The sequence below is a fragment of the Liquorilactobacillus hordei DSM 19519 genome (assembly GCF_019443985.1).
Taxonomy (GTDB): Bacteria; Bacillota; Bacilli; order Lactobacillales; family Lactobacillaceae; genus Liquorilactobacillus; species Liquorilactobacillus hordei.
In genome coordinates this window covers 65,834-92,258 of the sequence record NZ_CP049303.1, presented here as the reverse complement: position 1 = coordinate 92,258, position 26,425 = coordinate 65,834, and the positions used below count along the sequence as shown (strand labels likewise).

Below are 26,425 nucleotides of genomic sequence, written 5' to 3'. Positions count from 1 at the left end.
TGAGTCCAATTAAAAAATGGGAGGTGATATAAGATGTACGCCAAAAGATTTATCCAGTTATTTTTAATATTTTTACTGACAATTTTTATAGCAATGTTGGTGGTTTCTTACTTGGACATTAAAGGATACTTCGTACAATCCCTTGCCTTATCTGTGGTAGGTTATATTATTTTAGTAATCCCTCTAACTTTACTGACAATTCTTAAACAACGTAAAAAGTTTAGTAAGAATGGAAATTCTAAAAGTAATAGTGAATTTAATAATGCTTTGAGTAAATTGGATAATATCATTGTTTTATCCACGGTTTCCGAAAATAATAGAGTAACTTCAAGTGTCATTACTTTTAAGCAGTCAAGAACAGAGGATAATATTTTCTATATCATGACTGATAGTAAGACAAACCGTGTTAGGAATATTATTCAAAATAAAGCCGCAGCAATCACAACTTGGTTTGATAGGAAAACAGGAATAAGAATTAGCTCAAATAATATTAAGCCAGAAATTATTGAGGGTAATGAAATGCTTACCGAAATGGCTATCCATCCAGAGATAAAAGAACTATCCGAAGATCTCAAGAATAATGTTATTATCAAATTAACTATTCACTCGGCTTTAATTGAATCATTTCAATCTAGTCCATTAGTAGTAACATTTTCATAATCTAAAGATCTATTTGAAATTCAAAAAAATAGCATGAACTTTAAATTTATTTATATATTTGCTTATAAAAAACACCCCATAATAATTAGATTTTTTGAGATCTAGATATTATGGGGTGTTTCACTTTGGTTCAGTCTTTTATCACTTTTTTAATCTTTATTAAAAACCTCTCTAGCAACTGAAACTGCATTTAGTACTCTCGGAAAACCAACATAAGGTAAGCAATGAACGAAAGTTTCGATTATTTCATCACGTGTCATTCCTACATTTAGGGCACCTTGAATATGGATGCGAAGCTGGCTGGGTGTATCACCTTGTGTCAGTAATGTAGTAATTGTAATCATTTCTCGCTGCTTCATATCTAAGATACCTCGGGTTTTTGCTTCATCAAAAGCCAAAAGTGTTTTTTGGTTTAGAATAGGAGCAATGTCTGCTAAGCTGTCCGTTACTAACTGGCTTGCTTTTCGTCCAATAACTTCCTCGCGTATCTGTAATCCATTTTCATATTTATCCAAAATAATTCCTCCTTCTATGTGATAAAATCACTATAAACTATCAAGTTGACTTGATAGCAAGTAGAATTTTTAAAAGGAAGTTATAAGATGATTAAAACATATAAAATCTCTGAAATTTCAAGTATAACGGGGCTTTCAATTCCAATATTACGCTATTATGAGGACTTAGGTCTTCTGAAACCTGCACGCAATGATAATAACTACCGTGTTTTTAAGGACAAAGACTTGCGATGGATTGAATTTATTAGCCGCGCAAAGGCAACTGGAATGCCATTGGCAAAAATTATTGAATATTCTAAGCTACGAGAACAAGGAGATGAAACAGTTAAGGAAAGAATAAGTATCTTGGAACAACAAGAACAAATATTGCATGCACAGCAACAGGAAATTCAGACACACATTGACTTCTTACAGAATAAAAAAAGATATTATGCACAGTTGCAAGATAGTTATAAGAAATCTTAGCTGGTTAATTACTATTGAAAGAGTTGATTAACTTATGGTGTTTATTCCAAATAAAAGCTTTTACTACACCAAGAACTTTTTCTTTTGGGACAAAGCCATAATAGCGGCTATCGTTTGAGATTTTGCGATTATCACCGAGAACAAAATACTTACCTTTTGGAACAAAAAAGCTCTTATTTGTGCCTAAGGTTACTCCTGAAGCAGGTGATAAAGCGGTCGAAAGTGTTAATGTCCCACTTTTTTGTTGCTTTTTAGAGATATATGACTGTGAAACCAGTTTATTATTTACATATAATTTGCCATTATTTTTATACTCGATTTTATCACCTGGTAACCCAATCACCCGCTTAACATATTTAGTTTTAGGAGTAACATTAGGCTCCTGAGTATCGACACCATAAGCATTGAAAATAATGATTGAATCGCGTTTGATTTTTGCGACTTTTAATAAAGCAGTTCGTTCCCCTGCTTGTAGATTAGGAGCCATGGAGTCTCCAACAACATTGGCAAAGCTAAATAAAAAGGTCTTAACGACAAAAGCAATGAGCAAGCCAACTAAGATAGGCCATACCCAACTCATAATACTTTTAAAAGCAGACACTGACTTTTTCCTCCTTACGACTGGATAAATTAGGGTTCTAAATTCAAATTTTTCATGTAATTTTAAGCTTTATAGAAAAATATTAAATGCACGAGTTCTTTCTTTAATTCTAGGCTACATTCTGTCTGTTTGTCTAGTTACGGGAAAACTATTATTGTAACTACTGTTATTTGGAATATGATATTATGCAATATGAAATTAGAATATCTTTATGTTTAGGAAAAAGAGACGTAATTCAATTAGAAACTATCAGAATTTAAGGTGAGAATAAATGAGTATAGAGGTTGTCTGCGCAGTGATTTTAAATGAGAAAAAGCAGATGCTTATCGGTAAAAGAAGGTCTAAGAGTCTTGCAGGTTACTGGGAATTTCCAGGTGGTAAGGTTGAAAAAAACGAAGAAGTAAAACAAGCACTAAAGCGAGAAGTAACGGAGGAAATTGGAGCAGAAGCTGCTATTGGTCCAATGGTAGTACCAGCGTATACATATCAATATGAATTTGGTAATGTAAAATTGCATTTTTACTTTGCACAATTAAAAGATAAGATGATTAGTCCTAAGATTTACGAGGAATACGCATGGCTATCATTTTCGCAATTAGCAAGTAAAAAATGGTTACCTGCAAATCAAAAAGTACTCAATGGATTAAATCAATGGGATTTAAACAAGGTGGAATTTAATGAATAATGAAGAGATCAAACAGAATGTTTTGCTGGCAGCAACAGTTGGATTCTTAGATGATAGTCAAGCCGGGGCTACTAGTGAATTGCTACCGCAACTGGTAAGTAATCAACCCAATGACACGATGTGGGAACATATTAGGTATGAATTACAGACTTGTCGGAGTTTTTCTTTTGCACTGGCATTCATTACTGAAGATGCATTAACGCCGCTGAAGGTAATTTTAGCTGATTTGGCGATTAAGGGAATCTCGGGAAAAATTCTGACTTCAAATTATTTGGCATTTAATCAGCCGAAGGCCTTTGAGGAACTACTTAAGATTCCAAATATCACAGTTAAAATTGTTACGCAAGAAGGCTTTCATGCTAAAGGTTATCTTTTTGAACATGATAACTACTATTCGATGATCATTGGTAGCTCAAATTTGACACGGGCGGCATTACTGCGCAACGTCGAATGGAATCTGCATTTTTCAGCACTCAAAGAGGGTGCGGTAACTAAACAGATTATGAAACAATTTGATGTTGAGTGGCAACAAGCAGTCAAGCTCACTAATCAATGGATTGAAGAATACCGTTATGTCTATAAAGATGCCCAGAAAACGCACACAATGATTGACTCAATTGATGTTAGAAAAAAATCAAAGATTGTTCCTAACAGGATGCAGACAGAAGCACTAATTGAATTAGCAAAGTTGCGTGCAACAAACGAAAGAAGAGGTTTGGTAATTTCTGCAACTGGTACAGGGAAAACATTTTTAGCTGCACTTGATGTAAAACAAGTTAATCCAAATAAGATGTTATTTGTAGTTCACCGTGAACAAATTCTACAAAAGGCACTTGATAGTTTTAAGCGTGTATTGGGTGGGAAAGATAGTGACTATGGAATCTTATCGGGTAATCGGAATGAAAGACAAGCCAAATATTTATTTGCGACTTTGCAAACACTCTCCAAGACAGATATTTTAAATAGTTTTGCTCCAAATCAATTTGATTATCTATTGATTGATGAGGCACATCGGAGTGGGTCTGAGACATATCGTCGCATCTTAGATTATTTTACCCCAGCTTTTTGTTTAGGAATGACAGCGACACCTGAGAGAACAGACGACTTCAGTATTTATCAACTGTTTGATTATAATATTGCTTATGAGATTAGGTTGCGAGATGCTTTGAAAGAGCGGATGCTGACACCATTTCATTACGTGGGACTGCAAGATTATGAATATGATGGTAAGTTAATCGATGATAAAGCACCGCTAAGATTATTAGTTGCAAAAGAACGTATTGCTTATGTGCTAAAACAACTTGAATATTATGGATATTCAGGTAAACAAGTTCATGGACTTGTTTTTTGTAGTAATGTACTTGAGTCAAAAGAAATCGCTCTGCTTTTGACGAAGAATGGACATCCAGCAATTAGTTTAGATGGAAGTGATTCAATTGCGCGGCGCAATCAGGTTGTTGCTCAGCTTGAGCATGATCAAATCGAATATATCGTGACAGTAGATATATTCAATGAAGGAATTGATATTCCCTGTCTAAATCAAGTTGTGATGCTCAGAAACACGCAATCTAGTATTGTCTTTATTCAACAATTAGGCCGAGGACTACGTAAGTATGCTGGTAAAGAGTTTTTAACAATTATTGATTTCATCGGAAACTATAAGAATAATTATTTAATTCCTACAGCATTAACGGGAGACATTTCACGCAGCAAAGATAATGCCCGTTCAGACCTGACATTACAACCAGTTCTAGGCTTGTCTACTATTAATTTTACAGAAGTTGCAAGACAACAAATATATGATGCAATTCAAGTTGCGAAACTAGATGCTTTCGCAACTTTACGTTCAGACTATCAGGATCTTAAACAAAAGTTGGGCAGAATTCCTTTATTACTGGATTTCCAAAAATACGGTGGCATTGATGCAGAAGTTTTTGCTGAAAACAACCAGCTCGACAATTACGCAAGCTTTTTGTATAAAATGAAAGAACAAGTTGAATTAACTGAGTACGAAGATCAAGTATTGAGCTTTGTAACTAAGGAATTAGTTAACGGGATGAGGAAACATGAACTCTTATTATTAAAGATGCTGTTAGAAAAAAAGGTGAAAGATGAGGACTTCATAGAAAGCCTACAACAAAATAATTGCTATTTAGATGCAGCTGTAATGCAATCGGTTGAGGATATTTTGAGCCTGAACTTTTTTGATATTAAATCTGGGAGGGAGAATAAGGCTGAGAAATATGGAAAAAAAGCTATTGTGGAGCATTCACATGGAGAGTACATGTTAAATTCTGCAATTAGCGAAAGTTTACAAAAATCAAATGATTTTAAGAATTTATTTGTGGATGTCATTGCAACTGGACTTTATAAAGCAACCAATTTTAAATCTGAACAACCCTTCACATACTATCAGAAGTATTCTCGCAAAGATGTTTGTCGACTTTTAAATTGGAAAAAAGATGTCAGTGCTCCAATGTATGGTTACCGGGTGGGAACGGATGTATGTCCTATCTTTATCACCTATGAAAAGGATGATCCCGCAAAGAATCGAAGTGCGCGTTACGAGAATGAATTCTTTAATACTGGATTAATTAAATGGTACACGAGAAGCCCAAGACACATTGATTCAAAAGAGGTTCAGCAATTACTGGAGCGAGATGAAAATGATAAGTTTAAGGTGCAAATACAGTTATTTCTTAAGAAAAATGATGCAGAGGGCAAGAAATTCTACTATCTAGGCAGCGCTCAAGTTGTCTTAGATTCTGTAAAAGAACAAATGATTAGCCGAGGTAGTAACCGACCTAAAGCTGTTGTTTCGATGAATTTGAAGTTAGATGAACCGATAAAATATAGTCATTTTATAAATATTACAAAAATGTAACAAAAACTATTGCTTTGTGATATTAATATGATATCATAGCGTTATCGATAGATGGAAAGATTGTGAGGTGAGTCCAGTGGATGATATAGCGACTTTTTTATTGAGGTTACCTAAGGAATTGAAAGTCAGACTTGAAGCAAAAGCGAAGGAACAAAACCGCAGTGTGAATAGCTTGTTGCAGACAATCATTGAAGATTTTTTAAATGGGAAGAGGCAGTCAACTGTTTCATTAGAAAATCGGCAATTTATCGGACAAGTTGTCGAAAATCGGCAAATTGATCCAGATAATGGACTTGTTCAGGTCAACGGTATTTATTATCGTTATTTGATTGAAAGTAATCTGGAATTCGATTCGAAAATAAATTATATCGTAATTGAGGCTAATGGGAATATTTTGACACTACGCCCAATGGTACATTAAATTACGAGTACAGGGGGAATTCAAATGTTCGGAATAAAGATCGTACGACAAAATTGTCAAGGACTTGTGGAGACTTTGGGAAAGTACAGTCGTAATGTTGATGCAGGACTACACTTTTATATTCCTATTTTTCAGAGAATTCAAACAGTTAATCTGGCAATGCGTCCATTGCAATTGTCACAATACTCTGTGATTACAAAGGATAATGCAGATATTCAAGCAAGTGTTACACTGAACTATCATGTTACGGATGCAAAGAAGTATGTCTATGAGAATACCGATTCAGTTGAATCAATGGCACAATTAGTAAGAGGTCATTTACGTGATATTATTGGACGCCTCGAATTGACAGATGCACTAGGTTCAACATCCAAGATTAATGCAGATCTAGCAGCTGCAATTGGTGATTTAACTAATGTTTACGGAATTAATGTTGATCGAGTAAATATTGATGAGTTGACACCATCAACTTCTATCCAAGAAGCAATGGATAAGCAATTGACCGCTGACCGTGAGAGAATTGCGACAATTGCACGTGCTCAAGGGGAAGCACAAAATATCAAGTTGACAACAGATGCGCGCAATCGTGCTCTTGTAGAGACAGCGCAAGCACAAGCTCAGGCTACTAGAACACAGGCTGATGCGGAGAATTATCGCATTAATAAAGTTCAAGAAAGCTTGACAGCCGTTAGCGAGAATTATTTCAAGGATCAAAGTATTCATGCATTTACTGAATTAGCACAATCAAAGACTAATTTAGTAGTTATGTCAAAAGATGAAGTAACGACTTTGGGACAGGTCCCAGTTATCAAGAAGATGTTGGATCAGGAAAATAATATCTAAACGAATTAGTTATTGGATAATGTTGAATGTAGTTGCTATTCAATATTTGTAAAAGATGAGATTATGGTTGTTGTCAATTGCTGGAGATTTATCAGATAAAGATGATGAATTCCTTTACTGCAATGTGAGCTGCTCCTTAGGCAAGGGGTGAGTATTTATGAAACAGGTAATTATAATAATCAAAATTGTTTTTAGATTACTAGGGTATACAATAACTAGTGGAGCATGTCTTCTTATAGTTTTGTTTTATCTAGAACACTTGGATATTTCAACTTTACGTTACAAGTTTAATTTCTTAGATCTGTACTTTTTTGTAACTACAGCTGTATTACCTTTTCTTAGGCTTTATTATAATAGTTGGTTTATTTCTACTGAGAATGACTCATCGTATCGTGGAAAAGCATTAGACACATATCATCAAGAAATGGCACATCAACAAAAGGATAAAAAGTGGTCTTCTAATGGGGTTTATGTTAATCCGTGGGAGTACACAACGCCGTACACCCAATCTTATGATAGCTCGCTAAATTGGGTATATAGCATAGCAAAATGTTTATTTATGAGCATCCTTTTTATTTTATTTGCACCTGTTTTTTTAATGGTAATTCTTTTTCAAAGATTTAGAAAAAAATCATAAATAAAAATATTAAAATTATAGATTTAGATAATTAAAAAATATCTGTAATGAGTACTCCTAAAGTTGAAGTAAAAACTTTGGGGGTATTTTTTTGCCTATATGATTAAGATAAAGAATGTTAGTAAATGATTTCTTTGCAAGCAGCTAATTGTATTTTTACATAAATAATTGCATCACATTGATCTCTTGGATTACGGTAAACACCTGAAAGTCTTTCTATTTTGAATTATTGTAGTTAAGGAGTACTCTTTACTTGTATACCAGTTCATAAGAAGGGATGATTACAATGTATTATTCTAATGGGAATTATGAAGCTTTTGCCAGACCAAGAAAACCAGCTAATGTTGATCAGAAACAGGCTTATATCGTTGGAGCAGGTTTAGCGGGGCTAGCGGCTGCTGTTTTCTTAATTCGTGATGGACACATGAAAGGTGAGCATATTCATTTGCTAGAAGAATTGCCACTTGCGGGTGGATCCTTGGATGGAGCTAAGCGCCCGAATGTTGGCTTTATTACTCGTGGCGGTCGTGAAATGGAAAATCATTTTGAATGTTTATGGGATATGTATCGTTCGATCCCATCTCTTGAGATAGAGGGGGCATCGTACTTAGACGAGTATTATTGGTTAGACAAAGATGATCCTAATTCCTCGAACTGCAGATTGATATATGATCGTGGTAATCGAGTTCCAAATGATGGTGAATATACTTTGGATAAATCATCGAATGAACTAATTAAACTAGTCATGACGCCTGAAAGTAAGTTAGGAACACAAACAATTGAAGATTTCTTTTCAGCTAAATTTTTTGAAAGCAATTTTTGGACTTATTGGGCCACAATGTTTGCTTTTGAAAAGTGGCATTCAGCAGTTGAAATGAGAAGATATACGATGCGTTTCATTCATCATATTGACGGATTACCAGATTTTAAGGCACTTAAATTCAATAAGTACAATCAATATGAATCAATGGTAAAACCAATTCTTGCATATTTGAAGTCACATGATGTGGATGTACAATACAGTACGACTGTTGATAATATCCAAGTTGACTTTACAGATGGAAAGAAAACTGCTAAAAAATTATTGTTAACAGTTGCTGGACAAAAAAATGAAATATCTCTTACTGAAAATGATTTAGTCTTCGTAACGAATGGTTCAATTACAGAAAGTACAACTTATGGGGATCACAATACTGCTGCACCCATTACAACAAAGTTAGGTGGAAGTTGGAAATTATGGGAAAGCTTAGCTGAACAATCAGCAGATTTTGGAAATCCTAAAGTGTTTTATCAAGACTTACCAGAAAAAAGCTGGTTTGTTTCTGCAACAGCTACTATTAGTAATGCAGCTGTTGAACCGTACATTGAACGATTAACAAAACGTGATTTACATGATAATAAAGTGAATACTGGTGGAATAATCACAATTACAGATTCTAATTGGCTCATGAGTTTTGCGATTCATAGGCAGCCACATTTTAAAGAGCAATCAGAAAATGAAACTACAGTTTGGATTTATGGCCTTTATTCAGATACTGAGGGTAATTATGTTCATAAGAGGATTGTCGATTGTTCAGGAAAAGAGATTACAGAAGAGTTCTTATACCATCTAGGAGTTCCAGAATTTAAAATAGCTGAATTGGCTGCACAAGAGTCAATCAATACGGTACCTGTATACATGCCATTCATTACTTCTTACTTTATGCCAAGACAAAAAGGCGACCGACCGGATGTTGTACCAGAAGGATCAGTAAACTTGGCTTTTATTGGTAATTTTGCTGAATCACCAACGAGAGATACTGTTTTCACGACAGAGTATTCTGTGAGAACTGCAATGGAGGCAGTGTACATGCTTTTAGATGTTGAAAGAGGTGTACCAGAAGTCTTCAATTCAATCTATGATATTCGTGAATTACTAAAAGCAGTATATTATTTGAATGATAAAAAACGATTAGATGAGATTTCTTTACCAATTCCTGGATTGGTGAAAAAAGTTGGGATCTCAAAATTGAAAAAAACATGGCTTGCAGAGCTATTAGAAGAAGCTAAACTATTGTAAAAAATTGAAAGTCGGATAAAAAACTTATAGAGGTGGGCAAAAAATTAAATTTTGATCCCACCTTTCTTTTTATTCTGGATAAATATGTTTACATGAGTCAAGATTTTCCGTCTAACTTCGAATTACTCATAGCAAGGCTCTAGCTACATACGTAATTTTGAGTTAGCACGTAAGTTTTCCCGACTTATGTCATCCACTTTTGTACAGTCTTCGTTTAAATCTTTTCTAATTTTAATTTAATATAATAACTTTTTTGGGATGTTTATCGTTGAAAAAGATAGTAAAAAAGCTAGTTGGGTTTTAAAAGAAAAGAAGGGGATATTCAAAAAACTCTCTTTTTTATGCAAATCCTTGTAAAATCGGCATTTGTTGACATAACATGGTAAAACTAACTTAGAGCTTGAGCAGATGCAAAGAGGGATGATAAGTGCGATAATTAGTCCCATTACAAGCTTTTCAGAGCTGACATAGGGGGGATAACTTTGGATAAGAAAAAAGAAAGGAAAATTGCAAGTAATATAATCAAAGGTTCTTTAGGCAACATGATTGAATGGTTTGATTGGTACATATATGCATCTTTTGCCATTTATTTTGCAAATTCGTTTTTTCCAAGCAATAACCAAACAGTTGAATTATTGAGTGCTGCTGCGGTCTTTGCTGTAGGTTTCTTGATGAGACCATTTGGGAGCTTCATAATGGGAAAATTTGCAGACCAGCATGGTCGACGGTCGGCCTTAACACTGTCTGTCGTGATTATGGCCTGTGGCTCACTTATTATTGCAATTGTTCCAACGTATAAGACAATCGGAATTCTTTCACCTATTATTTTAGTACTGGTTCGGCTAGTACAAGGAATCTCTCTAGGCGGTGAATATGGGATTTCTGCAACATATCTTTCAGAAATGGCAAGTTCAAATCGGAGAGGTTACTATGCGTCTTTTCAATATGTTACTTTGATTAGTGGTCAGCTGCTTGCATTGATTGTCCAGATTTTATTACAGTATTTCTTCAATGATACTCAATTGACGGCATGGGCATGGAGAATACCATTTGTTGTAGGAGCCTTAGGTGCAGTTATTGTGTTATATCTAAGATTGTCAATGGATGAGACCAATCAATTTAAGGCAGCAGCAAAGAGTGGTAAAAAGAAAGGGACCTTAAAACAATTGGCTAAATATCCAGGTCAAGTATTGACTGTTATTGGATTGACATTTGGTGGAACAATTGCATTTTACACATATACTACTTATATGCAAAAATATATGATTAATAGTTTAGGGCTACCAACAAGATTAACTACTGAGATTAATTTCTTGGCACTTTTAATCTTTATGATCATGCAACCAGTATTTGGACATCTTTCAGATAAGATAGGCCGCAAGCCACTGCTATACTGGTTTGGAATTCTAGGTACATTGTTAACAGTACCGATTTTTAAGGGGTTACAGCTATTTGATAGTCCATTCAGTGTCTTTGTATTAATGCTGGCAGGTCTCATGATTGTAAGTGGATATACGTCAATTAATGCTGTTGTTAAGGCTGAACTTTTCCCAACAGAAATCAGAGCTTTAGGCGTTGGATTGCCTTATGGATTAACAGTAGCAATCTTTGGTGGGACAGTTGAATATGTTGCTTTATGGCTGAAAACAATTAATCATGAAGGCTGGTTCTTTTATTATGTATCAGCAGCGGTCTTTGTTAGCTTGATTGTTTATGTCAGAATGCTTGAGACATCGAAACATTCGAAGTTAGATAAGTAGGCTGTGAATTATCTGAACTATTTTTTAGTAAAGAAAATCATGTGCTAAGAAGTCTGACGGATAGTATTAATTAATGAATATAAGTTTAAGCTTGAGATAGGGGCAAAAGTTGAATTTTGAGCCCCTTTCTCTATTTTTTCGTATAAACATGTTCTGTAAACCAAAATAATTCGTTTAATTTCGAATTATTTACAGCAAAGTACGTGCTGTGTTCGTAATTTTGAGTTAATCCTCAAACTTTCCTGACTTATGACTCACTCCTAAGTTAAAAGCTAAAGAAGGTTTATTTAGCAACAATATTCTAATAAATACATGAGAATGCTTGATTTTATTAAGAATATTTTGTATTTTAGAAAATAAAAATAAATTTAAAGGAGCGTTTTTGTAATGTCTAATTGGGATACCAAGTTCGCGAAAAAAGGTTTTACGTTTGACGATGTTTTATTAATTCCAGCTGAAAGTCATGTTTTACCAAATGATGTTGATTTGAAGGTGCAACTTGCAGAAAATATTAAGTTAAATATCCCGATTATAAGTGCAGGAATGGATACAGTTACTGAGTCGGCAACCGCAATCGCAATGGCTCGCCAAGGTGGCTTGGGTGTCATTCATAAGAATATGACGATTGAACAACAAGCTGACGAAGTTCGTAAGGTTAAACGTTCTGAAAGTGGAGTAATTATTGACCCATTCTTCCTAACTCCATCGAATACTGTTGCAGAAGCAGAAGATTTAATGAGAAGATACCGGATCAGTGGTGTTCCAATTGTTGAGACATTGCAAAATCGAAAATTTGTCGGAATTATTACTAACCGTGATTTAAGATTTGTTTCAGATCGTAGTGTCGAGATCGATGGTGTAATGACTAAAGAAAATCTTGTAACAGCACCTGAGGGAACATCTTTGAAAAAAGCAGAAGAAATTCTGCAAGAACACAAAATTGAAAAATTACCAATGATTGATAAAGATGGTAAGTTAACAGGTCTAATAACAATCAAAGATATTGAAAAAGTTGTTGAATTTCCGAATGCAGCAAAAGATGAGCATGGTCGCTTACTTGTGGGAGCTGCAGTCGGTGTTACTAGTGATACTTTTGATCGTGCTGCTGCTTTATTGGATGCAGGGGTTGATGCGATTGTAATTGATACAGCTCATGGTCATTCTGCAGGAGTAATTCGCAAAATCAGTGAGATTCGTGAGCATTTTCCAAAGGCTACTTTGATTGCAGGAAATGTCGCAACTGCAGCAGCTGCACGCGCACTCTATGATGTTGGCGTCGATGTAGTCAAAGTCGGAATTGGGCCTGGATCGATTTGTACAACTCGAATTGTGGCCGGAGTTGGAGTACCTCAACTTACAGCTATTTATGATGCAGCAAGTGTCGCTCGTGAATATGGGAAAACAATCATTGCCGACGGTGGAATTAAATATTCTGGTGATGTGGTCAAGGCTTTGGCTGCAGGTGGAAGTGCTGTTATGCTAGGTAGTATGCTGGCTGGGACAGACGAAGCACCAGGAGAAACAGAAATATACCAAGGACGTCGATTCAAAACCTATCGAGGTATGGGTAGTCTTGGAGCAATGGATAGTAAACATGGTTCATCAGACCGCTATTTCCAAGGTAGTGTAAATGAAGCTAACAAACTTGTCCCAGAGGGCATTGAAGGTCGTGTCGCATACAAGGGATCACTTGCGGATATTGTGTACCAAATTGTTGGTGGCTTGCGTGCAGGAATGGGATATGTTGGTGCTGCACACTTGCAAGAATTGCAGGATGATGCACAATTTATTCAGATTTCAAATGCTGGCTTGCGTGAATCTCATCCGCATGATGTTCAGATTACCAAGGAATCACCTAATTACAGTAAATAATATATTGAAGAAGAGGTTGGGTCAAAAGGGCTCTTTGTCAACCGCTGTTGATGGGAAATTTTTAAAAGAAAATCAATTCATTTTCGAATTGGTTTTCTTTTTTTTATTCGAATCGTAAATTCAATTCTAATCCGGGTGTAAAAATGTGACCAGTTTCTATAGCCGTATGCCGTGCGTTTAATTTGTTTGATTTTGCGATTAACACCTTCTAGTGGGCCATTTGAATAGTTGCTTGCCATCATGTTTTTAATTAATGGTAGATATTTGCGATAGGTCTTTATTGTAGTTTCAAGCTGTGGGCTGACTTTGTCAGCTCGATTTAGTGTTTTAATGAACTTTAAATAATCACGCTTTCTTAAGGCATCAACTAGGGAATGCGCAACGAAGTAAGTGTGTTGGTAGGTTGAATCTAACTCAAGACCTTGCCAGACTAATTGTTCTTGGGTGAACCAGTTCTTTAAATGCGCAAACCATTGTGGTTTACGTTGATTTAAGCCAGAATAAGTTTTTAAAAATAAACGCCAGTGATGTTTGAGAACTCGATATTCTCGTGAATTTTGAGTGAATCGATGCATTAACTGTACGCGTGTCTGGTTCAGTGCTTGGAGTCCCATTTGAACTAGATGAAAGTTATCGGCGATAACTTTTGCTTCTGGAAAAATTATGTGAATTACGGATTGATACTGTGCATTGAAATCAATAACTACTTGTTTAACTTTCCTACGTTCAGCTAAGGAATAGTTACTTTCAAAGTGATTTTGGATACTTCGATTAAGGCGATTAGGTAAAACAGAAACTAGCCGATGTGTATCACCATCAATGGCAATAAAACTCATCTGATGACCAGTGGAGCGAAATTCATCAAAACACAACGTAGTTGGTAAGGTAAGCAAGGCGGTCTTAGTCTGAATCGCTAATGAATCAAGTACTCGATTAACTGCCACTGGTGAAACATTTAATTCCTCTGCAATATCAGTAATACTACGATCTTTAGTAAGCTGTAGAATAATCATCTGTTTGGTATCTTCTGAGATTTGACAGTGTGGTTTAACTAGCGACGTTTCAGCACTAAAAGTATGTTGCCCTCTTTTGCACAGATAACGTTGTTTAAGCAGTTTTAAGATAACTGGTCGTTCTTTGATAGGTGGCATCCTGACGTTGATCAAATTAGTTCCAAAACGGACTACTTGGGATTGGCCACAAAGTGGACAGCGCTTTATCGAATAAGTTAATTTGGCATGAATGACTTGTTTCTTGGGATCAGAATTGTCAATACTGATACATTTAATATTTGGGTCTTGGATTTGAAGTATATTTTCGATAGAATAGTCTTGGGACATGTTTTCTCACTTGCCTTTACTTTTACTTTGGTTGGTATGTGGTGGTGCATTTGGGAACTTGTCCTTTTATTGTACATGAAAATTGGGTGTTGATGGAAGTTCATCAACACCCAATATTTTAGAGCCGTCAAAAGTTACTTTTGACTCAGCCTCTTTATTTACCCCATACAAACATTTGTTCCATAAGCCAAAAAGATTTGTTTAACTTTGAATTACTTATAGTAAAGCAGGTGCTGTATTCATGATTTCAAGTTAGCCCTCAAATTTTCCCGACTTTGTATTTGTACTGTCGGGCTTCTCTTGATACCCCGTAGTATATAGAATATGTTACAATTCTATTGAATAGGGAAGGGGTAAAAAAATGGGAAAAATGCTAGTAGTAACTACTGAGAATATTCCTGGAAAAGAATATACAGTTTTGGGAGAAGTTTTTGGAGTTACGACACAATCGAAGAATGTATTTCGTAATATTGGTGCTGGTCTTAAAAATATTGTTGGTGGTGAGATTAAGGACTATACAAAAATGCTTGAAGAATCACGCCAAGTTTCTGTTGAACGATTACGGGGAAATGCTGCGGAAATGGGTGCAGATGCTGTAGTAATGATGCGTTTTGACTCAGGCTCAATTGGACAGGATATGCAGTCAGTAGCTGCATATGGGACAGCTGTTAAGTATATTGAAGAATAATATAATAGACACTGTAATGTATTGAGATAAAAAAACAGTTAATCAAATTTTTAAAGCTTAACTTTAATTTGATTAACTGTTTTTTTAATTATTTAATTTTGACATTTCGATAGAATAATACTGTTCCGTATGGTGAAATTTGTAGTCCTTTAACCTTGTTCTTCAACAAATAAGACATCCCACCTTGGTATACTGGTGCAGTGAATGCATCTGTTTTAATCAGTTGCTTCTCAGCTTTAATCAAAGTTGACCAGCGTTTGGTTGGATTAGTTGCATATGTTGTTGCCGCTGTATTTAATAAGCTACGGAAATTACTGTTGTTATAATCATCATCTAAGTGGTATTGACCACCATCACTGATGAAGTTGACAGGATCAGCGTAATCAGGTTGCCATGTTCCATAAACGATATCGAAATCATAATCAGTTGTTGCTGCTAAACGAGATTTCAATGGAATAGAACGAAGACTAACTGATAGCCCTGGTAAGTTTGTTTCAAGTTGGCTTTGAAGATACTCTCCAATTTGTTTGGAATCAGTTGTATCAGAAGTTAACAGTTCGATTGAAATTTTCTGTTTGCCTAATTCTTTTTTCGCTTCAGCCCATTGCTTCTTAGCTTCCTTGAGATTATACGTGGACATATTCCCAGCATCTTTACGATAGTCATTTCCAGTTTTTGTGTTAAAAGCAAAATTTTTAGGAACAATTCCATTTAGTGCAGAGCCTGCGTGCAGAACGTTTTTAACTAAAGAACCCTTATTATAAGCGAATGCAATAGCTTTTCTAAAATGTACATTGGCAGTTGTTTTGCGATGAGTATTAAATGACATATAACCAATTAATGGAATTGTTTTTGAATGAAAGCCTGCTGTTTTCTGATATTGCTTAATGTAATCTGTTGTTAACATTGCATAATCCAATTTATTTGTTTTATACAGATTAGCAGCTGTTGATGCATCCTTAACAACTTGAACCTTAACTTTTTTTAAAGTAACGGCATCTTTATTCCAGTATTTAGTATTCTTTACATAGTTCCACTTTAAGTTAGTCCCGTTCCAATTAGTTACGATGAAAGGCCCGTTGAAAACTGTTTTGGAAGCACTTGTTCCGTACTGGCTACCATATTTGTTAACAATTTTTTCATCTTGTGGATAGAAAGGTGCACCTGTCATAAGTTCAGAAAAATAACTGATAGGTGACTCAAGTGTAATTTGCAGCTTGTAAGAACTAAGGGCTTTGATTCCCAATTTGTTGACAGGCATTTTACCTGCGGCAATGTCAACCCCGTTTTTAATAGGTGCGAAACGCTGTGAATTAGGAGAGGCTGAAGCAGGATCTACCATCTTTCTCCATGCAAAGACGTAATCTTGCGCAGTTACAGCATCCCCATTTGACCATTTTGCATTCTTTCTAAGAGTAAAAGTGTAGGTTTTCTTGTCTGAGCTTACACTAACGCTTGAAGCCCCAGCTAGTACGGGTTTGTTATTTGAGTTAAAGCGATAAAGACCTTCAAAAGTGTTTTGCAATGCTTCAAGACTTGTAGTATCACTGTATTTGGTTGTACTAAGTGTAGCCATTTCAGCACTTGTTGCAACAGTCAAATCTTGTTGATTAGCAGATGATTGTTTATTGCTACAAGCGGTCAGTATAATCGTAGTAGCCAGTATGGTTCCGAATAATGCTAAAATCCCTTTTTTCATGTATAAGCCCCCAAGTGATGTAGTTTTCGATAGTAAAGTAAAAGAGCCACTGATCTTATCATGATCAGGGACTCTAAACAACTTGAATTAATTAGATGGTAGAGTTTTCTATAATCATGATTGATGATAAAACAAGCATGTTTACGTGTTTGCAACGTGTGTAGTACATATTCATTTTTTCATTACTAAGAAATATCATAGAAATCTCCTCCTAAATGCTTATTTATATGCACTAAGCGTACTTGTTTATGAACTGCCTGTCAATTAACAAGTTAAATTATTTTTAAAAATCTTGTTAGAAAATAAGAGAAGATAAAGTAATTGATTAGAATTTAAGTATTAAATATAAGTTTCCTAGGAAAAGTAATTATGTATTAATATTTGTGGGAAGTGTATGTAAAGAAAAAAGCTAGATCAAAAGTTGATTTTTTGACATAACTTTATCATTGATTGTATTTAATTATTCAGTATTTAAATGCAATATGCACAAATTTAGCAAATTGTTTTGTCTGCGACATTCTAGATGTATCAGTACTGCTTTATCAGCTATTTTCTGAGGATTTTTGCCTTTTTTACATCCTCAATTGTTTTGGTTCCAGCTAATTGCATATCAATTTTTAGTTCATCATTTAAGTGATTGATGACAGAAGAAACTCCTTTTGCACCACCAAGAGCAAGTCCATAGATGATGGGACGAGCAAGAGCAACTAGATCAGCACCGCTTGCAAGAGCCTTGAAAACATGTGATCCACGACGAACACCACTGTCAAAGATAACAGGCACTTGATGATTAACTGCTTTGGCTACGTCATGTAAAACATCGATAGAAGCTGGACCACCATTCAACTGGCGACCACCATGATTTGAAACATAAATTCCTTCCGCACCGGCACCAATTGCGAGTAGTGCATCTTCCGCACTTTCTATGCCCTTAACTATAACAGGTAATTTGGTGTATTTTACGATACGACGAACATCATCGGGACTAATTTTTTGAGCTGCTGCTGCGTAAATCTCCATAATTCCTTTTCCTTTACCATCACCCTCTGAAAACTTAGCTAAGTTAGCCATTGGAATTGGAAATTGGAAGTTATTAATGATATCAGATTCTCTATAGCCATCTACTGTTGCATCTACTGTAAGAATAATGCCTTTAGCACCAGCTTTAACAGCCTCATCAAGTAGACTATAGTTGAATTCCCAATCTTTACTCATATATAGTTGGAAAAATTGTGGAGCGCCATTGCCAGCGGCTGCGGTATCAGCAATTGAGGTTGAGGAATAAGTACTTTGTGCCATTAATCCACCTACTTCAGCTAATCCTTCAGCTGTTGCTTTCTCACCACGAGAATGTGCTAAGCCTTGGGCAGCTGCAGGTGCCATCATAATAGGTGTTTTTAAGTTTAATCCAAAAACTTTAGTATTAGTTGAGGGTTGATCAACATTAGTAAGGGCACGTGGAATAATTTGTATATGGTTGAATGCGCTTGTGTTTTCGTGTAATGTCCATTCATCTTCTGAACCACCACTAATATATCCAAAACCGCCAGTTGGAATAATTTTCTTTGCTTCTGCTTCAAGTGATGGTAAATTTAAAATATTCAGCTTTTGTTCACGATCACTTTGCTCATATCCATTAAAGATTGTCATAATACCCCTCTATATTTGTTACTTTTTTTATCACAAGACTATCGTAGATCCTTTATGAATAAATGTCAATATCTTTTTCGATAAATAAAAAAGTTGGTAAAACGTAAAACTTAATACGTAATAGTAAATTAAAAAGCGAAAAAAATTAGTAGCAAGGATATGGTTGTTAATAAGTGTTGCTTTATATATGGTATTAATTCAATTTTAAATAGATATAAAATTGATTGAATATACAAGTAAATCTAGAAAATAATATTACTTAATTATGTTGTGCCTTCCAAAAGTGTGATAGCATTAACTGGAAAGTATATCAGAAAAAGAGAGGTCTATTACTTGGTACTCACAAATAAAACACCTGAAGAAAAAGTTAATTCATTGTTTGATCGTGTTGCTCCTGAATATGATTCAATGAATAACTGGATTAGCATGGGCTTAGAAAAAAATTGGCGTAGAGAAACGATGAAGAGACTCAATATAAAAGTTGATTCGAAACTCTTGGATGTTTGTTGTGGCACAGGAACATGGACAGCTGATTTAGCGAATGAATTGAGTAATGAAGGGCATGTTACGGGGCTTGATTTCAGCAAAGAAATGTTAAAACTTGCTGAAAAAAAATTGATTGATGTGGAACAAAGAAAAAATATCGATTTAGTACAAGGAAACGCAATGGAGTTACCATTTACTGATAATTCATTTGCGGGAACTACAATTGGTTTTGGACTTAGAAATGTTCCTGATGCAAGTCAAGTGTTGAGTGAAATGACTAGGGTTGTGAAACCTGGTGGCTTTGTGGCGTGCTTGGAAACTTCACAACCGCAAAATGTTTTTGTAAAGAGTGTGTGGAATATTTTCTTTAAACTGGTTCCAGTGATTGCTAAAGTACGGGGAAATAATTATGCTGATTATGATTATTTGCAGAAGACAACCAAAAAATTTGTTTCTGCAAATAGGTTGAAAGAGATGTTTGAAGAAGTAGGTTTACAGAAGGTTACTTATAAGCAATTTAGCTTAGGCGCAGTTGTCCTTCATATAGGATATAAGAGTCTGTAAAATATAGAAATGAAATCCAAAATAATTCTTGGGATAACACAAAGATGCAAAAAGAGATGGTGGGTCAAAAGTTAAATTTGACCCACCATCTCTTTTTATTCCGATATTAGAGTGTCTTTTAATCATGTTACCTTAATATTACTTTTGCTTGACATTATTTGCCAGATTATTAGAAGTTATATAACTGTTCATAGCTTTTTCGGCTTCAACAAGCGAGTTATTGATGTTACTGCCATTATAGATTTGTTCCATGGCAGTCTGAGTTAGAGTACGTTCTTGAATTAATCCTTGCATGAAAATACCAGAGTTTGTGTTGTTAGGTTTTGTTCGTCGCAACTGTTGTCCTGGAATTTTAGCTTCTGGCTGACTCTGATATAACTTTTTGAGTACAGGTTCGTTTTGTGAATCTTCATTTAATGCAAGATATCCAGTGGCAACTTGCCATGAGGCTTGGCTCTTAGCGGTCATCAAAAACTTGATAAAATTCCACGCTCCTTGTTGTACTTCACTGGACTTATCGTTTGAAATCCAAAGTGAAGCACCCCCGATGGAAACACCATTGGATTTTTGCCCATCAGGATGAGGATAATATGTGACACCTAGTTTATTTTTGGTACCAGCTGTTAATTGACTGATATCAGCCGAGGATTGAAGAAACATACCAAGTTTACCCGAGAGAAATGCAGCCATTTCATTGGCAGACGCGCTTGAGCCAGCACCAAAGTTCATAAAGGCGCCGCTTTTAATGTTTTCTTGCAGCCATTGCATTGTTTTAGTGGCAACTTTTCCTGAGAAGTTAACAGAAGTCGGTACCCCAGAGTGACCATCGTTGTTGTTGGCTAATGATTCACCGCCATTAGCTAAAAATTGTTCAAAGAGCCAACCGTAAATTTCAACACTTAAGCCCTTGACCTTCTTCCCGGACTTCTGATAGAGTTCAGTGGCTACTCTAGTAATATCACTATAACTTGGATTGACTGGAGGAGGAGTTATACCATATTTCTTCAACAGTGTTGCATTATAATATAATACTGGTTGTGAAGTATTGAAGGGCATTGACAGCTGAGTACCATTCTTAGAATAAAATGCGCGTGCTACAGCGGAAATCTTGCTTGTATCATAACCTTCTTTGTCAATAAACTTTTGAACTGGCGTTGTGTAACTAGAATGGTAGATTTGGCTTGTTGAAATATCCATTGATTGAAAGAGAGCGGGAGAAGCATCAGTTCCGTGTGTATTCAATATTTTTTGTACAGCTTCATTATAGTTACCTTCAAATTGTGGAACAACGACATACTTACTTTGCGAGTCATTGAATTCTTTAACGAATTTATTTAGCTGTATTTGTCCAGGACCCGTCATTTCATGCCAGAAGACAATTTTAATACGCGAGTCAGCTTTTGCATTATTTTTTTGTGAAAAAGTGAAACCTATTATTGCGAGAAAAATAATAGTTAAGATAGCAAATATTGTTTTTTTTCTTGTCATTTGATTGCACCTTCATTAAGCCCGGATTTAAAGTAATGTTGGCCAAAGAATAAAGCAATTAAAGTAGGGATTATAATGATTGCCGCACTTGCTTGAATCATGCCCCAGTTATTGAATGTTTCTTGTGATTGTAGCTGCCTAAGCCCATCTTGGACAGGGCGAAAATTATCACTAAAGGTAGTAAGCATAGGCCATAAATATTGATTCCAACTTGAGAGAAAACTGTATGCTGCTAATGTATATACACTGATTTTTGAGTAGGGCATTACGACCTTATAGTAATACTGCCAGTGCGATAAGCCTTCAATATCACTAGCCTCTTTCAGTTCTCCAGGAATTTGCAGGAAAGCTTGGCGTAACATAAACGTGCCAAAAGCAGAAGTTAGAAATGGAATAATCATAACTGCGTAGTGATTGAGTAAGCCAAGATCACGGACTGTTGTAAAGTTAGGAATTACTTCAGCTTCGAAAGGAAGCATCATTGTTGCAAGAAATACATAAAATAGTAAGTCACGTCCTTTGAACTTGAGAAAGACAAAGGAATAAGCACTCATTGAGCAGAAAATGATTTGAGCAAACATTGTTAATAAAGAGATTAAAAGGCTGTTGAAGAGATAGCGGATAATTGGTGTCTGGGTTATTGCAGTTACATAATTATCCAGTGAAATATGATTACTCCAAAGTGCTCCTTTGGAGATATCGGCGGTTGGTAGTAAACTAGTCCAAAAACCTAATAAAAAGGGGACAATAATAAAAATTGTTAGAATAATTAGTAGTGAATAATGAAATATATGTTGGGTTTTTTCTTTCTTATTATATTGTGTCATTAGTAGGTCACTCGCTTTTCAAGGACTTTGAACTGAATAAATGTGAAAATTGCAATAATCACCGCTAGAATTACCGATTCAGTACTGGCTAAACCATAGTTTCCGTTTAAGAAAGCATCTTGATATATACGATATACCAGTAAATTTGTAGCATTATTGGGACCGCCAGCAGTCATTAAATCAATTAAGCCAAAACTTTTAAATGATTCAATCAGCGTAATGATTGAGACAAAGAAAATTGTTGGTGAAATCATGGGTATTGTAATATGAAAAAATTGATAATTTTTAGAAACGCCCTCTATTTGTGCAGCTTCATAGAGTGTGTACGGAACAGATTGAAGTGCTCCGAAGAATATCAGAAAAGTAAAACCGAGATTCATCCAAACTGTTGAAATTACAACTGATGTCATTGCCCAACCTGGTTCGGTTAACCAATTAATAGGTGTCAGATTCAAAGCGGTGAATACCTGACTCAACACACCGACTGAAGGATTGAAGATAAATAACCAAAAGATTGCAGCAACCGATACAGAAACACCCATTGTTGCAGAGAAGATAGTTCTAAAAAAATTAATGCCAGCCACTTTTCTGGTGGCAGCTTGTGCTAAGACTAAACCGATTGCAATTGTGAAGATTGATACTGTAACGACGTAAATAAGTGTTGCGAGCAGACTATTGAGATAGGCACTTGAAGAAAGTAACGAGAGATAATTCTTTAGTCCAACGAAGACTGTTGGTTTCCCGAGGTTATTTGTTAGAAAAAAACTTAGGTAAATAGTACGTAACATTGGATAAAATACAAAAAGTGTTAGGACCAAAAGTGAAGGGCCTAAAAATAATACTGCGTAAAGTTTGTCTTTTGCATAGGGATTATACCCTAATGACAAAGAGGTACTTTTCTTTTTTTTAGATACTATGTTGAAGTTGGAGTTTTTTACTTGAGTTTCCATCTGTATACCCTCCATTCGTGTTTAGAAGTCTCTGACCGTCTGCACTAAAAATATAATGATTTCCAGTAAGCCTTACAGAAACTCTGTCAGTTACTGATAGAGTTTCTGTGTTACTGGTTTCAATTCGAACTTCCATTGAATTGTCTAGTTTTGCATGTACAATTGAGCGCGTTCCTAAGTATTCAATGTTGGTTATTACGGCATTTGTTTTGTTGCTATTATTATCGATTGAAAGGGAGTTGGGCCTTACACCAACCAGATAATTTCCAGCCTTTAGACTATTTGTTACAGAAAAATTTAAACTATGTTCAACATCAGAGAACTCATTATTTCCTTTTAAGGTTAGAGCAAGCAAATTCATTTGTGGTGTGCCAAAGAAACTTGCGACAAAAGTATTCGATGGAGTGTCATAAATATTTGAAGCGGAATCAATTTGTTGAGTTTTGGCATTATTGAGGACCATAATTCTATCAGCCATGGTCATTGCCTCAATTTGATCATGGGTGACATAAATGAGTGTTAAGCCTAATTTTTGTTGCAATTCACGAATTTCAGAACGCATTTTATTACGTAACTGTGCATCAAGATTGGAAAGAGGCTCATCCATGAGGCAAATCTTAGCATCACTGGCAATTGCACGTGCTAGTGCCACGCGTTGCCTTTGTCCTCCTGATAGCTCACCTGGTTTACGATCACTGAAATCGGTTAAATTAACAAGTTCAAGAGCATGGTCAACACGTGTACTGATTTCAGAGCTAGCCATCTTTCGTGCTTTTAGACCGAAAGCTACATTATCTTTAACATTTAAAAAGGGAAAAAGAGCATAATTTTGAAAAACCATAGTTAAAGCACGTTCCTGTGGAGGCAAGTTGGTAACATCGTTATCATCAATTTTTAGCTGACCATTTGAAATGGGAATCAGTCCTGCAATCATTCGTAAAAGTGTGCTCTTACCACAGCCTGATGGGCCAACAATGGCAAAGAATTCGCCTGTTTCAATCTTGACGGAAATATCTGAAAGTATAAAATCCGAACCATTATATGTTTTCGAAATATTAATTAATTCAATAGACATAGCCTTACCCCTTAGTATTTTTGATTAGGAACAAGTCAAGTGTAGTTGTCGCTTGTAAAAGAATCGTGTGATAAATGTAATTGTTTTGTATTTTATATAAATTTAAGCAGATATGGCTTATTGAATAACAGAGTGTGACCTAAGTCGTGTAGTTTGAGATCTTTGGTAAGCCTTTTCACTACAATTATTAGTGAGAATATGGTAAAAAAGAGTATATAAGTGATGTGCTTAAAATTCTTGTAAGTGCATTAATTATGGAAAGATATTTTTGAAGGGAAGTAATTAGATGAAAAAGATAATTAATAATCCTGGAGATGTCGTGCCAGAAATGATCGATGGATTGGTTAGAGCGTATCCACAGTATGTGAAACAGATACCTGAAACTGAGGCTGTTGTGAGAAGTAATAAGGCTTCAATGGATGGAAAAGTTGGGATTGTAAGTGGCGGTGGGAGCGGACATGAACCTGCTCACCCTGGATTTGTAGGTAAGGGGATGCTGAGCGCGGCAGTCGCAGGACAGGTTTTTACTTCACCGACGCCAGATCAGATTTATGAGGCAATTAAAGCTGTAAACACAGGTAAAGGCGTTTTTTTAGTTATTAAAAATTATTCTGGAGATGTTATGAATTTTGATATGGCAAGTGACATGGCAGAATTAGACGATATTCCTGTTAAGTCAATCATTGTTGATGATGATATCGCAGTTGAAGACAGCCTATATACTCAAGGAAGACGCGGTGTAGCAGGAACGATACTAATGCATAAGATAGTTGGAGCTGCTGCAGATCAAGGTGCTTCGTTAGAAGAAATTGAAAAACTTGCAAAAGAGGTATTGCCTCATATTGGCACAATTGCGGTGGCATTATCTGCAGCAACTGTTCCTGAAGTTGGGAAGCCTGGATTTGAACTTGCTGATGATGAGATTGAGTATGGGGTTGGAATTCATAGTGAACCCGGGTATCGTCGAGAAAAGATTAAGACATCACATGAACTAGTTGAAGAATTAGTCTCCAAAATTGATAGTGAACTACACCTTGATGGGTCACATAAGTATGCTGTTTTAGTTAATGGAATGGGTGCTACTCCGTTAATGGAACAATATGTGTTTAGTCATGATTTGTTGAATGAGCTTGCTGAGAGAAAAATCGAACCTGCTTTTATGAAAGTCGGGAATTATATGACTTCAATTGATATGGCAGGAATATCTTTGACAATTTTTGAACTTGTTGATGATAAATGGTTAGATTATTTAAATTATCCAGTTGAAACAATTGCATGGTAGAAGGAGAGATATGATGATAACAGTTGAAATAGTAGATAAGTGGATGGAATTATTTTACCTGAAAGTTAGTGAACAAAAGGCATATTTGAGTGAACTCGATACACCAATCGGTGATGGTGATCACGGTAATAACATGATGAGGGGGATGCAGGGGGTCAAGGATAGCTTAGATAAACTTACAAAACCAGATTTAAAAACGACTTTTAAGACAATTGCGATGGCCTTAATCAGCAAAGTTGGTGGAGCTGCTGGTCCATTATATGGTACGGCATTCTTAGAAATGGCTAAAAAATGTGACGAAACACAAGCACCAGTAGAGTTATTTAGTTATGCATTGGAAGGAATCAAAAAACGTGGTGGGGCAACTGTTGGTGATAAGACAATGATTGATGTATGGGCACCAGTTGTTGATATTCTTGAAAAGAGCAGTTTATCAGTAGAGCAGATAAGAGAAGCAGCCAATGGGACTAAAGATTTAGTAGCAAAGAAAGGAAGAGCTTCATATTTAGGAGAACGCTCGGTTGGTCATTTAGATCCAGGGGCTGTTTCAAGCCAATATTTATTTGAGAGTTTCATCGAAGCGGGGGGAATTAAATGACAAAAAAATTTGGAATAGTCATCGTCTCACATGTACCGGAAGTGGCAGTAGGAGTACCTAAGTTGTTGGAGCAAGTTGCAGCGGATGTCTCTATTACATTTGCAGGGGGAACTGATGAAAATGAGATAGGTACAAGTGCAGGAAAAATTATGGACGCATTTGAGCGAAATGAGGCTCAGGAATTACTAGCTTTTTATGATTTAGGAAGTTCTAAGATGAATTTAGAATTGGCTGTCGAAATGTCGGATAAAAAAGTTAATATCTATGATGTTGCTTTGATAGAAGGTGCTTATACTGCAGCTACTCTATTAGAAGCAGATGTTGCATTGAAAGATATCGAACAACAGTTAGCTCCGTTGAAGATTAAGTAAGGGGG

At 35.7% G+C, this 26,425-nt stretch carries 24 protein-coding genes; 15 read left to right on the top strand and 9 right to left on the bottom strand.

Features of this window, described 5'->3' with window-relative positions; translation table 11 throughout:
* Positions 1-33: 33 nt before the first annotated feature.
* Positions 34-660, top strand: a complete 627-nt coding sequence (locus G6O70_RS01680; protein WP_057870070.1) for a pyridoxamine 5'-phosphate oxidase family protein — start codon at positions 34-36, stop codon at positions 658-660.
* A gap of 149 nt (positions 661-809) precedes the next feature.
* On the opposite strand, the gene G6O70_RS01675 is transcribed toward G6O70_RS01680, so the two are convergent.
* The gene (locus G6O70_RS01675; RefSeq protein WP_057870071.1) at positions 810-1,175 is read right to left on the bottom strand and encodes a carboxymuconolactone decarboxylase family protein; all 366 of its coding nucleotides are present in this window, start codon (positions 1,173-1,175) and stop codon (positions 810-812) included.
* Between the two features lie 87 nt (positions 1,176-1,262).
* Here G6O70_RS01675 and G6O70_RS01670 point away from each other — a divergent pair, with 87 nt between their 5' ends.
* Positions 1,263-1,640: a MerR family transcriptional regulator gene (locus tag G6O70_RS01670; protein ID WP_057870072.1), complete on the top strand. Its 378-nt coding sequence runs from the start codon at positions 1,263-1,265 to the stop codon at positions 1,638-1,640.
* Between the two features lie 4 nt (positions 1,641-1,644).
* On the opposite strand, the gene lepB is transcribed toward G6O70_RS01670, so the two are convergent.
* On the bottom strand, positions 1,645-2,241 hold the full coding sequence (gene lepB / locus G6O70_RS01665; protein WP_057870073.1) for a signal peptidase I: 597 nt from the start codon (positions 2,239-2,241) through the stop codon (positions 1,645-1,647).
* A gap of 271 nt (positions 2,242-2,512) precedes the next feature.
* Here lepB and G6O70_RS01660 point away from each other — a divergent pair, with 271 nt between their 5' ends.
* The 8 genes from G6O70_RS01660 (at position 2,513) to guaB (ending at position 13,402) form a co-directional block, all read left to right on the top strand.
* A complete protein-coding gene (locus G6O70_RS01660) occupies positions 2,513-2,926 on the top strand; it encodes a (deoxy)nucleoside triphosphate pyrophosphohydrolase (RefSeq protein ID WP_057870074.1) in 414 nt (137 codons plus the stop codon).
* Positions 2,919-5,810 carry a DEAD/DEAH box helicase gene (locus tag G6O70_RS01655; RefSeq protein WP_057870075.1) on the top strand — a complete coding sequence of 964 codons (2,892 nt, stop codon included), beginning with the start codon at positions 2,919-2,921 and terminating at the stop codon, positions 5,808-5,810. Before G6O70_RS01660 ends, G6O70_RS01655 begins: the two co-directional genes overlap by 8 nt.
* A 76-nt stretch (positions 5,811-5,886) precedes the next feature.
* Positions 5,887-6,231 (top strand): Arc family DNA-binding protein, encoded by a 345-nt coding sequence (locus G6O70_RS01650; protein WP_057870076.1) that lies wholly within the window; start codon positions 5,887-5,889, stop codon positions 6,229-6,231.
* A 24-nt stretch (positions 6,232-6,255) separates the two neighbouring features.
* Entirely contained in the window at positions 6,256-7,074 is an 819-nt protein-coding gene (locus G6O70_RS01645) for an SPFH domain-containing protein (RefSeq protein ID WP_057870077.1), read from the top strand.
* Between the two features lie 157 nt (positions 7,075-7,231).
* A complete protein-coding gene (locus G6O70_RS01640) occupies positions 7,232-7,711 on the top strand; it encodes a hypothetical protein (RefSeq protein ID WP_233419175.1) in 480 nt (159 codons plus the stop codon).
* A gap of 286 nt (positions 7,712-7,997) precedes the next feature.
* Complete coding sequence (locus tag G6O70_RS01635; protein WP_057870078.1) at positions 7,998-9,770, top strand: oleate hydratase; 1,773 nt, start codon at positions 7,998-8,000, stop codon at positions 9,768-9,770.
* A 542-nt stretch (positions 9,771-10,312) separates the two neighbouring features.
* Positions 10,313-11,530: an MFS transporter gene (locus tag G6O70_RS01630; RefSeq protein ID WP_373566427.1), complete on the top strand. Its 1,218-nt coding sequence runs from the start codon at positions 10,313-10,315 to the stop codon at positions 11,528-11,530.
* Positions 11,531-11,917: 387 nt separating this feature from the next.
* A complete protein-coding gene (gene guaB, locus G6O70_RS01625; protein ID WP_057870080.1) occupies positions 11,918-13,402 on the top strand; it encodes an IMP dehydrogenase in 1,485 nt (494 codons plus the stop codon).
* Positions 13,403-13,479: 77 nt separating this feature from the next.
* Here the strand turns inward: guaB and G6O70_RS01620 are convergent, their stop codons facing one another.
* Positions 13,480-14,742: an ISL3 family transposase gene (locus G6O70_RS01620; RefSeq protein ID WP_219934280.1), complete on the bottom strand. Its 1,263-nt coding sequence runs from the start codon at positions 14,740-14,742 to the stop codon at positions 13,480-13,482.
* A gap of 370 nt (positions 14,743-15,112) precedes the next feature.
* Between G6O70_RS01620 and G6O70_RS01615 the strand changes: the two genes are divergently transcribed.
* The gene (locus tag G6O70_RS01615) at positions 15,113-15,430 is read left to right on the top strand and encodes a heavy metal-binding domain-containing protein (RefSeq protein ID WP_157047950.1); all 318 of its coding nucleotides are present in this window, start codon (positions 15,113-15,115) and stop codon (positions 15,428-15,430) included.
* Positions 15,431-15,518: 88 nt separating this feature from the next.
* Here G6O70_RS01615 and G6O70_RS01610 read toward each other — a convergent pair whose 3' ends face one another.
* Together G6O70_RS01610 and G6O70_RS01605 are read right to left on the bottom strand one after the other, a co-directional pair.
* Positions 15,519-17,129, bottom strand: a complete 1,611-nt coding sequence (locus G6O70_RS01610) for a peptide ABC transporter substrate-binding protein (RefSeq protein ID WP_057869283.1) — start codon at positions 17,127-17,129, stop codon at positions 15,519-15,521.
* 546 nt (positions 17,130-17,675) lie between these two features.
* Positions 17,676-18,779, bottom strand: a complete 1,104-nt coding sequence (locus G6O70_RS01605; protein WP_057869282.1) for a lactate oxidase — start codon at positions 18,777-18,779, stop codon at positions 17,676-17,678.
* A 333-nt stretch (positions 18,780-19,112) separates the two neighbouring features.
* Here G6O70_RS01605 and G6O70_RS01600 point away from each other — a divergent pair, with 333 nt between their 5' ends.
* Positions 19,113-19,829 carry a demethylmenaquinone methyltransferase gene (locus G6O70_RS01600; protein ID WP_057869281.1) on the top strand — a complete coding sequence of 239 codons (717 nt, stop codon included), beginning with the start codon at positions 19,113-19,115 and terminating at the stop codon, positions 19,827-19,829.
* Positions 19,830-19,967: 138 nt separating this feature from the next.
* Here G6O70_RS01600 and G6O70_RS01595 read toward each other — a convergent pair whose 3' ends face one another.
* From G6O70_RS01595 to G6O70_RS01580, 4 genes are read right to left on the bottom strand one after another with little or no spacing between them, the layout of a single operon-like run.
* Positions 19,968-21,317: an ABC transporter substrate-binding protein gene (locus G6O70_RS01595; protein WP_057869280.1), complete on the bottom strand. Its 1,350-nt coding sequence runs from the start codon at positions 21,315-21,317 to the stop codon at positions 19,968-19,970.
* Positions 21,314-22,144, bottom strand: a complete 831-nt coding sequence (locus G6O70_RS01590; protein ID WP_057869279.1) for a carbohydrate ABC transporter permease — start codon at positions 22,142-22,144, stop codon at positions 21,314-21,316. The genes G6O70_RS01595 and G6O70_RS01590 overlap by 4 nt, the downstream gene beginning before the upstream one ends.
* Entirely contained in the window at positions 22,144-23,094 is a 951-nt protein-coding gene (locus G6O70_RS01585; RefSeq protein WP_057869278.1) for a carbohydrate ABC transporter permease, read from the bottom strand. The genes G6O70_RS01590 and G6O70_RS01585 overlap by 1 nt, the downstream gene beginning before the upstream one ends.
* Entirely contained in the window at positions 23,051-24,169 is a 1,119-nt protein-coding gene (locus tag G6O70_RS01580; protein WP_057869277.1) for an ABC transporter ATP-binding protein, read from the bottom strand. The genes G6O70_RS01585 and G6O70_RS01580 overlap by 44 nt, the downstream gene beginning before the upstream one ends.
* 286 nt (positions 24,170-24,455) lie before the next feature.
* Between G6O70_RS01580 and dhaK the strand changes: the two genes are divergently transcribed.
* The 3 genes from dhaK to dhaM are packed head-to-tail and all read left to right on the top strand — an operon-like array spanning position 24,456 to position 26,420.
* Positions 24,456-25,451: a dihydroxyacetone kinase subunit DhaK gene (gene dhaK / locus G6O70_RS01575; RefSeq protein WP_057869276.1), complete on the top strand. Its 996-nt coding sequence runs from the start codon at positions 24,456-24,458 to the stop codon at positions 25,449-25,451.
* 10 nt (positions 25,452-25,461) lie between these two features.
* Positions 25,462-26,049: a dihydroxyacetone kinase subunit DhaL gene (gene dhaL / locus G6O70_RS01570; RefSeq protein ID WP_057869275.1), complete on the top strand. Its 588-nt coding sequence runs from the start codon at positions 25,462-25,464 to the stop codon at positions 26,047-26,049.
* Entirely contained in the window at positions 26,046-26,420 is a 375-nt protein-coding gene (gene dhaM / locus G6O70_RS01565; protein ID WP_057869274.1) for a dihydroxyacetone kinase phosphoryl donor subunit DhaM, read from the top strand. The genes dhaL and dhaM overlap by 4 nt, the downstream gene beginning before the upstream one ends.
* The last annotated feature ends 5 nt before the right edge of the window (positions 26,421-26,425 follow it).